Origin of the sequence: Serratia sp. CY38905, assembly GCF_052168875.1 — a bacterium.
GTDB lineage: Bacteria > Pseudomonadota > Gammaproteobacteria > Enterobacterales > Enterobacteriaceae > Serratia > Serratia sarumanii.
Map to the genome: position 1 here is coordinate 152,055 of NZ_JBJNLV010000011.1, position 14,716 is coordinate 166,770.

General features: G+C 60.6%; 14 protein-coding genes. 5 read left to right on the top strand and 9 right to left on the bottom strand.

Annotation, left to right across the window (positions count from 1 at the left end; genetic code table 11):
- Positions 1–2: 2 nt before the first annotated feature.
- Both bglF and ACJ8MK_RS20520 read right to left on the bottom strand, forming a co-directional pair.
- Positions 3–1,865, bottom strand: a complete 1,863-nt coding sequence (gene bglF / locus ACJ8MK_RS20515) for a PTS beta-glucoside transporter subunit IIABC (protein WP_172905248.1) — start codon at positions 1,863–1,865, stop codon at positions 3–5.
- Positions 1,866–2,124: 259 nt separating this feature from the next.
- Positions 2,125–2,883 carry an SDR family NAD(P)-dependent oxidoreductase gene (locus ACJ8MK_RS20520; RefSeq protein WP_074027201.1) on the bottom strand — a complete coding sequence of 253 codons (759 nt, stop codon included), beginning with the start codon at positions 2,881–2,883 and terminating at the stop codon, positions 2,125–2,127.
- A 114-nt stretch (positions 2,884–2,997) separates the two neighbouring features.
- Here ACJ8MK_RS20520 and ACJ8MK_RS20525 point away from each other — a divergent pair, with 114 nt between their 5' ends.
- Both ACJ8MK_RS20525 and ACJ8MK_RS20530 read left to right on the top strand, forming a co-directional pair.
- Positions 2,998–3,861, top strand: coding sequence for a LysR family transcriptional regulator (locus tag ACJ8MK_RS20525; RefSeq protein ID WP_033636600.1), 864 nt, complete (start codon positions 2,998–3,000; stop codon positions 3,859–3,861).
- Between the two features lie 93 nt (positions 3,862–3,954).
- Entirely contained in the window at positions 3,955–4,704 is a 750-nt protein-coding gene (locus ACJ8MK_RS20530; protein WP_060423452.1) for an NAD-dependent epimerase/dehydratase family protein, read from the top strand.
- Positions 4,705–4,736: 32 nt separating this feature from the next.
- On the opposite strand, the gene ACJ8MK_RS20535 is transcribed toward ACJ8MK_RS20530, so the two are convergent.
- Positions 4,737–5,903: an MFS transporter gene (locus ACJ8MK_RS20535; RefSeq protein WP_060424166.1), complete on the bottom strand. Its 1,167-nt coding sequence runs from the start codon at positions 5,901–5,903 to the stop codon at positions 4,737–4,739.
- 731 nt (positions 5,904–6,634) lie between these two features.
- On the opposite strand from ACJ8MK_RS20535, the gene ACJ8MK_RS20540 reads away from it, so the two are divergent.
- Positions 6,635–6,805 carry a hypothetical protein gene (locus ACJ8MK_RS20540; RefSeq protein ID WP_162846235.1) on the top strand — a complete coding sequence of 57 codons (171 nt, stop codon included), beginning with the start codon at positions 6,635–6,637 and terminating at the stop codon, positions 6,803–6,805.
- Between the two features lie 64 nt (positions 6,806–6,869).
- Here the strand turns inward: ACJ8MK_RS20540 and ACJ8MK_RS20545 are convergent, their stop codons facing one another.
- The 6 genes from ACJ8MK_RS20545 to ACJ8MK_RS20570 form a co-directional block, all read right to left on the bottom strand.
- Entirely contained in the window at positions 6,870–7,382 is a 513-nt protein-coding gene (locus tag ACJ8MK_RS20545) for an Mpo1 family 2-hydroxy fatty acid dioxygenase (RefSeq protein WP_101427605.1), read from the bottom strand.
- Between the two features lie 71 nt (positions 7,383–7,453).
- Entirely contained in the window at positions 7,454–7,897 is a 444-nt protein-coding gene (locus ACJ8MK_RS20550) for a universal stress protein (RefSeq protein WP_033636596.1), read from the bottom strand.
- 21 nt (positions 7,898–7,918) lie between these two features.
- Positions 7,919–8,692, bottom strand: a complete 774-nt coding sequence (locus ACJ8MK_RS20555) for a siderophore-interacting protein (RefSeq protein WP_033653985.1) — start codon at positions 8,690–8,692, stop codon at positions 7,919–7,921.
- Complete coding sequence (locus ACJ8MK_RS20560) at positions 8,673–10,118, bottom strand: efflux transporter outer membrane subunit (protein WP_442518017.1); 1,446 nt, start codon at positions 10,116–10,118, stop codon at positions 8,673–8,675. The genes ACJ8MK_RS20555 and ACJ8MK_RS20560 overlap by 20 nt, the downstream gene beginning before the upstream one ends.
- Positions 10,115–11,158, bottom strand: a complete 1,044-nt coding sequence (locus tag ACJ8MK_RS20565) for an HlyD family secretion protein (protein ID WP_033653981.1) — start codon at positions 11,156–11,158, stop codon at positions 10,115–10,117. The genes ACJ8MK_RS20560 and ACJ8MK_RS20565 overlap by 4 nt, the downstream gene beginning before the upstream one ends.
- Positions 11,159–11,199: 41 nt before the next feature.
- A complete protein-coding gene (locus tag ACJ8MK_RS20570; protein WP_442518018.1) occupies positions 11,200–12,735 on the bottom strand; it encodes an MFS transporter in 1,536 nt (511 codons plus the stop codon).
- Positions 12,736–12,875: 140 nt separating this feature from the next.
- Between ACJ8MK_RS20570 and ACJ8MK_RS20575 the strand changes: the two genes are divergently transcribed.
- Positions 12,876–13,778, top strand: a complete 903-nt coding sequence (locus ACJ8MK_RS20575; protein ID WP_442518019.1) for a LysR family transcriptional regulator — start codon at positions 12,876–12,878, stop codon at positions 13,776–13,778.
- A gap of 228 nt (positions 13,779–14,006) precedes the next feature.
- Positions 14,007–14,366, top strand: coding sequence for a TonB family protein (locus ACJ8MK_RS20580; protein ID WP_442518020.1), 360 nt, complete (start codon positions 14,007–14,009; stop codon positions 14,364–14,366).
- The last annotated feature ends 350 nt before the right edge of the window (positions 14,367–14,716 follow it).

Below are 14,716 nucleotides of genomic sequence, written 5' to 3' on the forward strand. Positions count from 1 at the left end.
AATTAACGTAATAAAGTCAGCAGCGGCGCCTGTTCCTGCACCGGAGACAGGCCGCTGGTCAACACGTCCACGTAGTCATCGCTGTTGCTGATGATGATCGGCGTGGTGGTGTCATAGCCGGCGGCATGGATCGCCGCCTGGTCGAACTCGATCAGCAGATCGCCCGGGGCGACCCGCTCGCCTTCCCGCACGTGGGCGGTGAAATGCGCCCCGTCCAGCTTCACGGTATCGATGCCGACGTGGATGAGAATCTCCGCGCCGTCGTCCGATTCGATGCCGATGGCGTGTTTGGTTTTGAACAGCGACGCCACGCTGCCGCTCACCGGCGCCACCACGCGCCCCTGCTGCGGCGCGATCGCCACCCCTTTCCCCAGCAGGCCGCTGGCGAAGGTCGCGTCGTTCACCTGATCCAGCGGCACGATGTCGCCGGCGATCGGGCTGAGGATGGCCTGTTTGCGGTTAAGCGGCGCGGCAGCTTCAGGCTGCGCCGTCTCTTCCGCCGGCGCGACGCCGAACAGGTAGCTGGCCAGCGCGGCGAACACGAACGACAGCAGGGTGCCGCCGATCGCGCCCCATACCGTGGCGTCGATGCCGCCGCCGGGGATGATCTGCGCGAAGGTGAAGACGCTCACCAGGCCGAACGAGTAGACCGAGGTCTGGAAGTAGCCGATCACCGCACCGCCCAGCGCGCCGCCGATGCAGCCGAAGATGAACGGGCGTTTGTTCGGCAGCGTGACGCCGTACACCGCCGGTTCGGTGATGCCGAAAATCCCGGCGCCGATGGCAGAAGCGGACAGCGCCCGCAGTTTGGCGTCGCGGGTGCGCAGCATCACGCCCAGCGTGGCGCCGACCTGCCCCATCACCGCCGGCAACAGCAGCGGCACCAAGGTGTCGCGCCCCAGCACGCTCAGGTTATTGATCATCAACGGCACCAGTCCCCAATGCAGGCCGAAGATCACGCACACCTGCCACATCGCCCCCATAAAGGCGCCGGCAACGATCGGGTTAAAGGCGTAAATGCTCTGATAGCCGTTGGCCAGCAGGTGGCTGAGCCAGGTCGCCGCCGGGCCGATCAGCAGGAAGGTCAACGGCACGGTGATCGCCAGGCACAGCAGCGGCGTGATGAAATTGCGCAGCGCGCTGTGGATCACCCGGTTAAACAGCGGCTCCAGGCGGCAGGATACCCAGGCCGCGAAGATGATCGGGATCACCGACGAGCTGTAGTTGATGAAGGTCAGCGGAATGCCGAAGAAATACTCGCGCACCGCCCCCGGCTGCTGCGCCGCTTCGAACGCCGCCATCATCAGCGGATGCGTCAACGCGCCGCCGATCGCCATGGTGACGAAGGGGTTGCCGCCGAATTTTTTCCCGGCGGTGTAGCCGAGCATGATCGGGAAGAAGTAGAACAGCGAGTCACTGGCGGCGAACAGCATTTTGAAGGTGCCGCCGCTCTCCAGCAGCCAGCCGCAGGCCAGGCTCAGCGCCAGGAAGCCTTTCAGGATCCCCGAAGCGGCCATCACCCCGAGCAGCGGGGTGAAAATGCCGGACACCAGATCGATAAAGCGGCTGAGCAGGTTGTCTTTTTTGCCGCCCGCGTCGTCGCTCGGCGCGCCGTCGGCCAATCCGCCAACCCGGTTGACCGCGTCGAACACCTCCGCCACGTGGTTGCCCACCACCACCTGGAACTGGCCGCCGCTCTCCACCACCATAATGACCCCAGGATTTTTCTTCAGCGCTGCCGCGTTGGCGCGAGTGTCATCGCGCAGCTTGAAACGCAGGCGGGTGGCGCAGTGCACCAGGCTTTTCACATTGTCGCGGCCACCGACGCCGGCCAAAATCTCACTGGCTAATGTGTCATATTTCATACGGTTATCCTTAGACTTCGCGTTCTGCCGCTCCCCCCCGCACTGGCCTGGCGCTGAGGCGGAATTCGGCGCAAAAAAAAAACCTAAACCTCGCGGCCTCTGCCCCATCGGGGAACAGAAACGCGAGGTTTAGGTTTTGCCTGCCGTAGCAGTAACAACCCTAAATCGGTTGAGTTATGACGTTAACACCGCGGATTTTGCCGGCGCAAGGCTTTGCACCGGCAAATTGCCGAACTGTGATCACGGAGGCAAAACGGCCTCAATGCGCGAAATAATGCATGCCGCCATCTACCGGGATCACCGCGCCGGTGATATATCGCGCGAGCGGGGAGCAAAGAAACGCCGCCAGATACGCCATGTCTTCCGGTTCGCCGAAGTAGCCAATCGGGATATGTTGCGCAATGAACGCCTGGCGCGCTTTATCACAAGCGTATAAGCGCTCGCGGATCTGTTCACTGTTGATACGCCCGGGTTGCAGCGTATTGACGGTAATCCCCTGCGCAGCCACGTCGCCGGCCAATCCTTTGGCCCACAGATGCAATGCGCCCTTGGCGGCGCTGGCGGCGCTCAGGCTGCGCGGCTCCATCGAGCCGCTGATGTTGATAATCCGGCCCCAGCCTTGCGCCTGCATGGCCGGCAACAGCGCCTGAGTTAACCGCCGAGCCGGTGTGAAGTTCAAAGCAAAGGCTTCATGCCAGCTGCGATCGCTGTCGTTCAACGTCGTGGGGTGAAACGCGCCGACCGCGTTGATCAGAATATCGACTGTCCCCACCTGGCGCAGCGCCTGCGCCGCCAAACGGACGAGAGCCTCAGGCTCGGTCACATCGGCAACGATCGCCTGCGGACGCGCCGCCCCTTGCCGTTCCACCTCATCCGCCAAGGCCTGCAGCCGGTCACCGCGTCGTGCGGTGGCCACTACCTTGACCCCTTGAGCGGCCAATACCCTGACCATGCCGGCACCGATCCCTTCGCTGGCACCCGTGACCAATGCCGTGCGTTGCTGTAATTGCATATTCATAAGAAACCTTAATTGAATAATTCAATTTAAGAGGAAACGTTCACACATTGAATCACGCCGTTATTCGTGTGAATATTCCCGAAAACCGCATCATCAATGTGCAGGAATTCACCGATGTTTGACTGGCAGGATTTAAAACACTTCGTGGCGCTGGCGCGCACCGGTTCGTTGTCGGCGGCAGCGCGGGAGCTGGGTTGCGATCACGCCACCGTCGGGCGACGCGTAGCGGCGCTGGAACAGGCGCTCGGCCTGCGTTTGATCGTACGGCTGCCGCGCAGCACGCCGTTGACCCAGGACGGACAGGCGATTGCCGGGCTGGCGGCGGAGATCGAGGCGCAAAGCCAGGCTATTGCCCGCCATGCGCGCAGCGCCGGCGCAACGCCCCAGGCCGGCGTGCGCATCAGTGCGCCGCCGTCGATCGCCGCGCATATTCTCGCGCCGCGCATTGCCGCATTTAACCAGGCTTTTCCACAGATCGTCGTCACGCTGTCGGGTGAATCGGCGCTCGCCGAGCTGGATCGCGGCGAAGCCGACATCGCCGTGCGCATGGTGCGCCCGCAGCAGCCAGAGCTGCTGACGCAGCGCATCGGCATGATGCGCTACGCGCTGTATGCCGCACCCGAGCACGCCGCACTGCCCGACGCGGCGCGCCGCTTTCTCGCCTATGACCATCACTACCAACAGCAGCCACATCAGCAATGGCTGCAACAGCTGTTGCAGGGGCGTCCGGTGGTCTTTCAGGCCAGCGATCTGTTTTCACTGCAACAAGCGGCGCGTTCAGGGCTGGGTGCCGCCGTTTTGCCGACGTTCGTCGCCGATGGCGATCCGGATCTGGTCCCGTTGCCCACGGCCAATGCCGCGCCAACGCGCGAGCTTTGGCTGGTGACATATCCCGATTTAGCGCGCACCGCTGCCGTGCGCGCGGTGATGAATTTCCTGGTCGAAACGCTCGGCAAAACGTGCCCATTACCGGCATAAAGCATCAGAATGACTAATATAAATACTGGACAAAAGTCACGCGGGGGATTATTACTGGTCAACGCGTAATCGAGAGTAGGGATGGCAGTCATCATGGTGTTGCGTACTGATGTAGGACGGATTCTGATCACCGGCGCCGGCGGCCGGGTAGCCACGGCGTTTCGTCTGGCGATGGGCGATCGCTACCCGCTACGGTTGGCGGAACGAGACATCAGCCTGCTGAGCGATCGGCAGCCGGGCGACGAAGTCATCAGCTTCGACATCGCCGATCTCGATGCCTGCCGCGCGGCCTGCGCCAATATCGACACCGTGTTGCATCTGGCGGCCGATCCCTCCCCCGATGCCGACTTCTGCGGTTCGTTGATGGACAACAACATTCTCGGCACCTTCAATATCTTCCGCGCGGCGAAAGACGCCGGCTGCCGCCGGGTGGTGTTCGCCAGCAGCGCGCAGGCGGTGGAAGGCTATCCGCTCGATTACCAAATCCGCCCGGATGACGCGCCGAAGCCGAAGAACCTGTACGGCGCCAGCAAAGCCTTCGGCGAAGGCATCGCCGCCTACTTCGCCCATCAGGAAGGGCTTTCCGCCCTGTCGGTACGCATCGCCAACTTCACCACCCTCAGCCCGGGCGATCGGCTCAGCGCTCGCGACATGAGCGCGTTCCTCAGCCATCGCGACGCCGCCGATCTGCTGGAACGCTGCATTCGCGTCGAAGGGGTGCAATATGCGGTGGTGCACGGGGTTTCCAATAACCGCTACACGCGTTTATCGCTGGAAGAGACCCGTCGCCTGCTGGGTTACGCCCCGCAGGACGATGCGTTCAGCCTGCTCGGCTTTGAGTAGGTGCGGCGAGCAGGCCCGCCGCATCTGCGTATTTAGCCGTTGGCGTAAACGACTTTTGCGGCGGTGCGGCTGGTGAACAACACCAGCAGCAGCGCCAATCCGGCGATAATCGCCCCCATCACCGGCACGAAGCTGTAGCCCAAACCGGCGGAGACCACCGCGCCACCGGCGGCGGCGCCCAGCGCATTGCCCAGGTTGAAAGCGCCGATGTTGACCGAAGACGACAGCCCCGGCGCTTCGCTGGCCACGCGCATCACGCGCATCTGCAGCGGCGGCACCACGGCAAAGGTCGCCGCGCCCCAAATCACCATGCTCACCGCCGCGCCGATGTCACTGCGCGCCAGCAGCGGGATCAGCAGCATGATGGCCACCAGCAGCAGCAAAAAGCCCTTCAGCGTCGCGCTCTCGGAACGGTCGGCGAACTTGCCGCCGAGGTAGTTGCCGATGGAGAAACCGACGCCGATCAACACCAGCATGGTCGTCACGAACAGCGGCGTAGCCTCGGTGATGTGCTGCAATACCGGCGAGATGTAGGTATAGAGCGTGAACATCGCGCCCGCCCCCAGCACGGTCGTCAGCAGCGCGGTCAGCACCTGCGGCCGCACCAGCACCGACAGCTCGCGTTTCACGTCAGGGCGCGCGCCGGCGCTACCTTTCGGCAACGAGAACCACAGCCCCAGCATGGCGATCACGCCCAGCCCGGCCGTCGCCAGGAACGACATGCGCCAGCCGATGGTTTCACCCAGCCAGGTCGCGGCGGGCACCCCGCCGATATTGGCGATGGTCAGGCCCATAAACATGGTCGCCACGGCGCTGGCCTGTTTCTCTTTCGGCACCACGCTGGCGGCCACCACCGAACCGAGGCCAAAGAAGGCGCCGTGGTTCAGGCTGGTGATGATGCGCGACAACATCAGGGTGGTGTAATCCGGCGCGATGGCCGACAACACGTTGCCCAGGGTAAAGATCGCCATCAGGAAAATCAGCGCACTTCTGCGCGCCCGGTGCGACAGCAGCAGCGTCATCAGCGGCGCGCCGACCATCACGCCGACGGCGTAGGCGCTGATCAACATGCCAGCCATCGGAATGGAGACGTCCACCCCTTTGGCGATGGTCGGCAGCAAGCCCATGGGAGAGAATTCGGTGGTGCCGATGCCAAACGCCCCTACCGCCAGCGCTAACAAGGGATAATTCACTTTCATGCAACAACTCCGGTTTACCGCTGCCGAAGCGCGGGAACAGTTAAGATGCCGAAAGTATGACATTGATCACACCAAAGATAAGCAGGCGGGAGGCTAAAAGACTTTTGCAAATTTGTTAAAAGTGAGGAGGTGAGATCGGCATTGGGCATCAAGGTTGCTTTACCGCGATCGCGGCGATGCGTGCGGAGAATGGCGTTAATGCGTCTGAAGGATAAGCGCCGAGGGGAATCACTCTGCACTTGGGGTATTTAACCTCCGCATACCATGCCCGGATAAATCCAATGAAAAACCAACGATATTCCTTACTGATTATGCGTTATCGGCGATAGCATGGAAAACCCTTGCCCTACCAACTCACTGATATACACGCAATGAATGTAACCAACAAAATCAATTCTTATATAATTCTGAAATGAATTATATAAGCCAAATAAACACCATTGATATCAGAATACACAAAAAGAAACTAACATAATGAAATTGAAAACATTTTACAGATAGCTTCCAAAACAATTAAATTCACAAATAATTACAATTCATAGATTAAAATGATAAATAAGTTGATATTTAAAAATTAAAAACGTAAATAAAAAAGTCAAAGAATCCAAATAAGAAAGAGAAAATATGCCTATCTTCCATATTCTCCCCTATGGGTTGAATATATAAGCGAACATGTAAATATCTTTATGCCCGGCGCTATGGTGGCGCCGCTTTGATTAAGGAAAGATCGTATGTCTAAGTCACCTATTGGTACTACCGCCTCAACAGGACAGAAATGCCCGGAAAGCGGTGTCTGGGAAGTGGTTGGCAAACCCTCAACCACAGCGCCAATCGCCAAAGGCAATATCATGCCCCCCTATGGCGGCAAAGGCGTCACCTGGAAATTGATCCAACACGCCTAATCTGAACCCATTCAGCCTCTTTCTTTGAAAGAGGCTCTTCATCTGGCTATCGGAATCGCCTCGTTTAGCGCTTTGCATTGCGCACTTTGCCCGCACGCAGTTCGATGTTCCGCGCCAGTTCGCGCAGCCCGCCGGCCAGGAAGCAGGCTTCCGCCAGCACGAACAGCGGGCCGATGATAAGGCCCGTCACGTCGTCCATAAACGCCGGTTTTCGCCCCTCCCAGAAATGCCCGACAAACTGAAACAGCCAGCCGATGACGAAACCGCCGATGCCGATGCTCAGCCACGCCGCCGTCGACAACGACGCCACCCAGGCGCCGAACCCGAGGCACAGCAGCAGCAACGCCAGCATCATGACGCCAAGGCGCAGGCTCAGCCGCAGGTAATAGAGGGCCGCGACGATAACCACCGCGCAGGCCGGCGAAAACGGCAGCCATCCCGCCCCCCACGCCGGCCGGGAGAGCAGCGCCAGCAGGCTGACGACGATCAGCGGGATGCCGATAAAATGCGTGGCGATATTGCGCGCATCGCGGTGGTAGGCGGCATAAGCGGCAAGTTGATCTTCCAGGCTTCGCATGTTGACCTCCGGTATGTTCGGCCTTCGTCGCCGAACGCGCGCAGCCGCATGCGGCTGCCCTTACCCATAGCTTAGCGCGGGATCACCAATACCGGTTGGCCAATCTCATCCAGCAGGCCGCGCGTGACGGAGGCGTTCAGCCAGCGCCCCAACGAAGACAGGTGGCGGTGCGAGATGATCAGCAAATCGCAGTTAAACAGCGCCATCTGTTCCGGGATCACCTCGATGGGCGCCCCGGCGGCCAGCAGCCCCTGGGCGTTGAAGCCCATCTGTTTCAGCGCCCGCGTCACCTGCCCGACCTGCTTTTCCGCCAGTGCCTCTTCGCGCTGGGCGGCGGGATATTCCTCGCGCTCGTCGCTGTCGAAACGCAGGCCGCTGCGGCTGAGCGTGAAGGCATTGTCTACCACCGTCAGTACGATCACGCCGCCGATGCTGCCTTGCAGACGCGCCATAAAATCCAGGGCATTGCCGCTGTGTTCAAAACAGTCCACCGCCAATAACACTCTCTCAATCATAACAACCCTCATTCGCCCGAGTTAAATCGCACCCTTGAAGTTGGCTTCGCCCTTTTTCCAATAACCCTTGGCAAACAGCGCAGCGCGGGAAATGCCCATTTCGTTGATAAAGCGCGCCTTCAGATAGGCGGCGACCTGGTGTTCGCAGGCCAGCCACACCTGCCCTTCGCCGGGCGGCAGCTCGCAATGGCTGACGGCCTGCACCAGCGGGCTGTTCATCACACTGTCGAAATGTCGGGTGCGGATTTGCCAGCTGTTCACCTGCAAAAAGGAGTAATCGACGTCCTGAATCTCCTGCGCATCGCCCACTTCGGCGAACCACAGCACCGGCAACGGGGCAGACAGCGAGGCGAGGATGGTGCGCATAGCGGGCAGCGCGGTCTCATCGCCCAGCAACAGCAGCCAGCGGGTTTGCGGCAACAGACGAAAGCCGCCGGAGCAAGGGCCGGCGAACCCCAGCTTGTCGCCCGGCATCGCGTCACGCGCCCAGTTCGACGCCGGGCCTTCGCCGTGCAGCACCATGTCGATATCGAAGGTGCGGGCGAGTTTGTCGATGCCGCTCAGGGTGTAAGCCCGTCCGGCCAGCGTGTCGCGCCACGGGAAGAACACCTTGACCCAGCTGGCCGGTTCCTGCGCGCGCGGATCGGCGATAAACTTATCCACATCGTCGCCGCTCAACGTGATGCGGCGGATCCGGGCGGTGACTTGCCGCACGGCGCTCACCCGGGCCTCCCGTTTGCGGCGGGTGTCCCTTTCCAGCATCTCATCGACAATTTTATTCAGCGTGTTGTGCATCAGCCTTCTCCTGTGGCGCCGCAGACGGGTAGGTGTGTTCCCAGCCGCCGCCCAGCGCTCGATAGATATTCACCACGGCGATCGCCGTCTCCTCCTGAGAAACAATTTGCGCGGACTGCAGATCCAGCAGCGCACGCTGCGTGCTCAGAACATGGATAAAATCGCTGGCGCCGTTCAGATAGCTGTCGCGCGCCAGCACAAACGCGTGCCGGTTGGCGGCCAGCGCCTCGGCCAGGTGCGTCTGGCGGCGCTGCTGGGCGCGATAGCCGGAAAGCGCGTCGTCGATCTCGTGCCAGGCGCACAGCACCGTTTGCTGGTAGGCGATGGCCATTTCCTGCTGCCGGTATTCGCTCAGGCGCACCCGCTGGGTGATTTTCCCCCCGTCGAACAGCGGCAGATACAGGGTGGGGCCGATGGCGAAGGTATGCGTGGACCAACTGCCCATATCCGCCAGCGCCAGCGCCTGATAGCCTGCGTTGCCGGTCAGCGTGATGCGCGGATAGTAGTCGGCGGTGGCGACGCCGATCTCGGCGGTCGCCTGATGCAAACGCGCCGCCGCTTCGCGAATATCCGGCCTGCGCAGCGCCAGATCCGACGGCACGCCCATCGGCACCGCGCGCGCCAGCGTCGGCAGCGGCCCCGTCGGCGACAACATCGCTTTCAGCGCGCCAGGCCGCTCGCCCAACAGCAGGCTGATGGCGTTGATCAAGCGTTCCTGCCGATCGACCAGCGTCGGCAGCAGGGCATCCACCTGCGCCAACTGCACCTGCGCCTGATCGATATCCAGTTCGTTGCCCGCGCCGCTTTGATAACGGCTTTGCGTCAGCTGCAGCGTGCGCAGCGCCGTGGCGCGGTTTTCCTGCGCCACCGCCAGCTGCTGCTGCGTGGCACGCAGGCGCAGATAATCGCTCGCCACCTCCGCCGTCACCGACGTCAGCAGCGCGCGCCGATTCTCCTGCGAAGCGGCGAAGCCGGCGCGCGCGCTTTCCGACGCGCGACGCAGCTTGCCCCACATGTCCAGCTCCCAGCTGGCACTGAATCCGCCGCGCCAGAGGTTATAATCTGCCTCTCCGCCGTTGCCGGACGGATCCATGCTGCCCACCGAGGTGGCGCGCTGGCGCTGATAGGCGCCGTCCAGGCTCAGATCCGGCATCAGCGCCGCCTCGGTCACGCCCAGCAGGGCGCGGCTTTGCTGCATGCGCGCCGTGGCGAGCTGCAGATCCAGGTTGCCGGCCGCCGCGCGCTGCACCAGTTGCGACAGCGGCGCGTCGTTGAATATCGACCACCAGGCCACCGGCAGCGCCCCGCCGCCGGCCTGCTCGCCCCAGTTATTGGGCAGCGCGTTCTGCGGCCGAGCGTAGTCCGGCCCTACCGCCCGGCAGCCGCTCAGCGCAATCAACAGCAGCGGGATCACGGCTCTGTTCATTGCAGGCCTCCGTCCAGCGTATTGATGCTGACGTCCGCGGACATCCCGACGCGCAGGGCGCTCAGCAAGGCGGCGTGCTCCTTGTTGCTATCAAACACGATCTTCACCGGGATGCGCTGAACGATCTTGGTGAAGTTGCCGGTGGCGTTCTCCGGCGCCACGGCCGCGAAGCTGACGCCGGAAGCCGGCGCAATGCTGTCCACCTGCCCTTTCAGCGTTTGGCCGGGAAAGGTATCGATATGGATGTCCACCGACTGCCCGTGCGCAATGTTTTCCAGCTGGGTTTCCTGGTAGTTGGCGATGATGTACAGCTTGTCCTGCGGCACGATGGCCAGCAGCGCATCGCCCGGTTTGACGAACTCCCCGACCCGCAGGCTTTTCTTGCCGACCACGCCGCCGATCGGCGCGGTGATACGGGTGTAAGACAGGTTCAGCTCGGCCATCGCTTTCTTGGCCTGCGCCAGCGTCAGCTCGGCATCGCTGTCCGCCAGCTTGGCTTGCAGCACCTGCTCCATGTTTCGCGCCGCTTTGAGCGTCGCCTCCGCCTGCGCCACATTGGCGGAAAGCGTGTGCACCCGCGTTGTCGCCTGCTGCGCCGCCTGCTGGGAGCCCGCGCCGCTGCTGGCCATTCTCTGGTAGCGGTTCTGCTCCTGGCGCGCAAACGCCAGCTCCGCCTGCGCCGCCTGCCGCTCCGCCTGCGCGGCGGCGATCAGCGCACTCTGGCGGGTGAGGTTAGCCCTGGCGTCGTCCTGCCGGGCGCGGGCGGATTGCTCCTGCGCCGTCGCCTGCGCCAGCGCGACGTTGAATTCACGCGGGTCGATCACCGCCAGCAATTCCCCCTGTTTGACCCACTGGTTGTCCCTGACCAACACCTGCGCAATTTCACCGGCAATCTGCGGAGAAATACGCGAGATATCGGCGCGAATATAGGCGTCGTTGGTATTCTGCTGTGTTTCTTTAATAAAGAATTTATTGATTAATAACCCCAGCGTAATGACGGTAACCGCCAATACGGCGACGGCGACTTTCTTGTTAGCCATAAAAGTGACTCCACTTAATATTTATTTCTGATGATAAAATGTCAGGCGGCGACCGAACGCGGCGGATAAATACGGGTCGGCATAAATAAAATCAGCGCGGTCAGTAATAACGCCAGGCCGGCAACCAACAGATAAAGATCGGCGCTGGCCAGCACGTGGCCCTGCCGGGCGGCAAGCTGCGCCAACTGCTCCGCCGACCCCGATGCGCGGCTGTACGCCGAGCCAAAGCCGTCGGCGATCGTGCCGGCGTGATAGTCCCCGCGCTGCCGGCTGAGCAGCGCGATGGCGCCGCCGGCCGCGGTGGCGGCGAAACCCTTCACCGCGTTGAACCAGGCCGCCGCAAACGGCCCGTCGGTCGGCAACAGCCCGCCGGTCGCCTGCATCAGCAGGGGGATGATCGCCATCGGTTGAGCGACCGCCTGCAACAGCGCGATAACGCGAAACGTGTCGCCGTTCCATTCCGGCGTCAGCTGGGCGGCCAGCACGCAGGCGGTGGCCATCAACAGCAGGCTGATCGCCAGCACCCAGCGGCAATCCACCCGCGGCGTATTGCAAATAATGGCGACAATCGGCAGCGTAATTAATTGCGGCAACGCCACCCACAGCATTAAGTCGGAAGTTTGCTCCTGACGATAGCCCTGAATCGCGGCTAAATATCCCGACGTAATATTGACCAGTGACACCATAATTAACAGCACGCCACCCAGCGTAATTAAGGAGAAAGACAAATTCCTTTTGCTTAATAGCTGCAAATTGAAAAAGGGCAGCGGGTGATACCATTCATTCATCAGAAATAATGCCAATAGCCCGATGCCGCCCAACAATAAAACGTAGATCAGCGGCGAGTTCAGCCAGTCGAGGCGCTCCCCCTGTGAGATGCCCATCGTCAGCATGCCGAGTGCCATGCCGCCGAGCAGCAGGCCGCGCCAGTTGAACTGCCGCAGGCGCTCCAGCCGCAACGGATCCTGCGGCAGACCGTAGCCGATACACACAGCGGCGATCGCCATCAGCGGCAGGTTCCAATAGAAGTACCCGCTCCAGCCCCAGTGAAAGGCAAAGGCGGCGGCAGTGGCGCCCAGCGTGGCGCTCCAGGCGGAGACCCAGCCATAGGCGCCCAGCCCCAGCACCTTGATCAGCGGCGGCATAAAACGCAGCACCACCGTCATCAGCATCGGTGGCAACGCGCCGCCGGCGAAGCCCTGCAGGCTGCGCACCGCCAGCAGCGCGCCATACTGTTCTCCCAACCAGGGCGTCAGCAGTCCACCGGCCAGGTAAATGCCGCACATCGTCAACGCCACCCGGCGCAGCGAAAAGGTCGGCCAAAAACAGGGCGTGAACCCGGAACCGATCACAAAGCCGGTGACATAACAGGTGGTCAGCCAGCTGCCGGCATCGAAGCTCAGCAGCATGCCGCCCTGTATATCCGCCAGCGCGAACTTGCCGGCGTTTTCCCCCACGCCGCTGGCCATCACCGCCAAAAACACGCCGAACAACCCCAGCCAGGTGCGGCCGTTGATTTCGCCGGCGCTGGCGAGCCATCGATTTTTGTGGTGCGGCGTAACAGACACCTCAACCATTCCCCACTCCTGCTGTTTCAGCCTCAATCTTTGTTGTCGTGGGCAGTATCCGGGCTTACTTCGATTGTTTAAAATGAAATGATGTAATTAACTAGTTGCACAAAACGCAATCCATAGAGCGCACCATTACCGGAGAGGCCATGCCGCAAAAAATTGATTTCAACCTGATCTATGCGCTGAATCTGCTGCTGGAAGAAGGGAGCGTGAGCGGCGCCGCCGAAAAGATGAATCTGAGCGCGCCGGCGATGAGCCGCATTCTGGGGCGCATCCGCCGGCAGTTCGACGACCCTATCATGGTCAGAGCCGGTAAGCATCTGGTGCCGACGCCGCGTGCGCTGGAGTTGAAACGCCAGCTCGGCGAGATCATCGAGCAGGCCGCCGCGCTGATCGCGCCGAATGAATCCTTCGAGCCCGGCAAGCTGACCAGAACCTTCACCATTCGCGCCAACGACATTTTTATCGGCGCGCTGGCAGGCGGCTTGCTGGAGACGCTGCGGGACATGGCGCCGCTGAGCGGCCTGAAGTTTATCGCCGAAAGCAACGGCGAGGATGACGCGCTGCGCAGCGGCAAGGTGGATCTGGTGATCGGTTCCTCACGCGACTGGCACCCGGAAATCAAGACGCAGAGCCTGTTCACCAGCACCTTTCAGGCGTTGGTGCGGCTGGGGCACCCGATCATCGGCCGGGTAACGCCCGAAACCCTGACCCATTACCCGCATATCAGCGTCTCCCGCCGCGGGCGCACCCAGGGGCCGATCGACGACGCGCTGCGCGATCTTGGCCTGCAGCGCAACGTCGCCCTGACCCTGCCGGGCTTCCATTCGGCGATGATGCTAACCATGAAATCAGACTTTATCCTGCCGCTACCGCGCCACGTGCTGCAGGGAGTAAGCAACATCCACCTGCCGTTGGCGGAGATCGAGCTGCCGCTCGAGCTGGAATCGGTGTTTATCGTGCAGGCCTGGCACCCGCGCCTGGATCGCGATCCGGCGCACCGCTGGCTGCGGCAGACCATCAAGCAGTTCTTTTTGCAGCGGGAGTGAGGGGGTGGTGTATTGGGGAGAGGGACGCTCGCGGCAGAACCCAAATATGCCTGCCAGATAAGCCGGTAACATGGCATTTTGCCGAAGCCGTGCGCATACTCGGTATATTCGATGAAAGCATTAATTATTCAATTAGTTAAATAAATCAGTATCTTGAGTTCCGCTCTATTAGGAGGAACTCACGGTCTTACATTGTATTTGCTATCTTTTTAACCAATGGATTATGACATGAGAAAACATACATTTGTCGCCCCCTTGCTACTGTGTTTGACGCCTGCGCTGGCGCTCGGTGCCGCACCGTCCCCCAAAGCTCTCATTAAAACGGCTCCCGTTTACCCTGAACAGGCCCTGTTGAAAAACACCAATGGCATCATCAAGGTGAAATATGATATCGAGCACGACGGCACGGTCAGCCATGTGCGTATTATGCAGGCGAAACCCGCCGGGATCTTTGACGAGCCGGTGCTGACTGCCATGAAAATCTGGCACTTTGAACGCGGTCAGCCAGTGAAGGATCGTGAATTTACTTTTAACTTCACCACCAAACCGCACAACTCAGTCTATGGCAATGGGGTTCCGTTTCGCTGATCGTACGCTAAATTTTCTCTACCCACACAAGCCGTGCTATCACAAAAGGAAAGAAGCAAATTACCCTTACCGGAGCTGGCAATCGCAGAAGAGATTGGGAGATACTGATTGGCGATCACAAGAGTTGAATTTTTCATGTAACCATATGGCAAATAATATTTTATTATAAACTTATGGTGGGGCTATGCACATTTCTATACGTGTATTAAGCTCTTGATGTAATTATGGAACAACCTCAAATTAAAGAAATATAGGGTTATAGATTTACAGATACTTGTGAACGTATGATTCCATTAAATTACCTTATTATGTGAGTTTTCAATACCTCTAATCTCTTGAAAATACTTTTT

Bases quoted from the DNA above. Each gene is read 5' to 3' on its own strand.
- ACJ8MK_RS20570 (WP_442518018.1), bottom strand. From the start codon at position 12,735: ATGGTTGAGGTGTCTGTTACGCCGCACCACAAAAATCGATGGCTCGCC.
- ACJ8MK_RS20525 (WP_033636600.1), top strand. From the start codon at position 2,998: ATGTTTGACTGGCAGGATTTAAAACACTTCGTGGCGCTGGCGCGCACC.
- ACJ8MK_RS20580 (WP_442518020.1), top strand. From the start codon at position 14,007: ATGAGAAAACATACATTTGTCGCCCCCTTGCTACTGTGTTTGACGCCT.
- ACJ8MK_RS20535 (WP_060424166.1), bottom strand. From the start codon at position 5,903: ATGAAAGTGAATTATCCCTTGTTAGCGCTGGCGGTAGGGGCGTTTGGC.
- ACJ8MK_RS20550 (WP_033636596.1), bottom strand. From the start codon at position 7,897: ATGATTGAGAGAGTGTTATTGGCGGTGGACTGTTTTGAACACAGCGGC.
- ACJ8MK_RS20520 (WP_074027201.1), bottom strand. From the start codon at position 2,883: ATGAATATGCAATTACAGCAACGCACGGCATTGGTCACGGGTGCCAGC.
- ACJ8MK_RS20575 (WP_442518019.1), top strand. From the start codon at position 12,876: ATGCCGCAAAAAATTGATTTCAACCTGATCTATGCGCTGAATCTGCTG.
- ACJ8MK_RS20555 (WP_033653985.1), bottom strand. From the start codon at position 8,692: ATGCACAACACGCTGAATAAAATTGTCGATGAGATGCTGGAAAGGGAC.
- ACJ8MK_RS20540 (WP_162846235.1), top strand. From the start codon at position 6,635: ATGTCTAAGTCACCTATTGGTACTACCGCCTCAACAGGACAGAAATGC.
- bglF (WP_172905248.1), bottom strand. From the start codon at position 1,865: ATGAAATATGACACATTAGCCAGTGAGATTTTGGCCGGCGTCGGTGGC.
- ACJ8MK_RS20545 (WP_101427605.1), bottom strand. From the start codon at position 7,382: ATGCGAAGCCTGGAAGATCAACTTGCCGCTTATGCCGCCTACCACCGC.
- ACJ8MK_RS20530 (WP_060423452.1), top strand. From the start codon at position 3,955: ATGGTGTTGCGTACTGATGTAGGACGGATTCTGATCACCGGCGCCGGC.
- ACJ8MK_RS20565 (WP_033653981.1), bottom strand. From the start codon at position 11,158: ATGGCTAACAAGAAAGTCGCCGTCGCCGTATTGGCGGTTACCGTCATT.
- ACJ8MK_RS20560 (WP_442518017.1), bottom strand. From the start codon at position 10,118: ATGAACAGAGCCGTGATCCCGCTGCTGTTGATTGCGCTGAGCGGCTGC.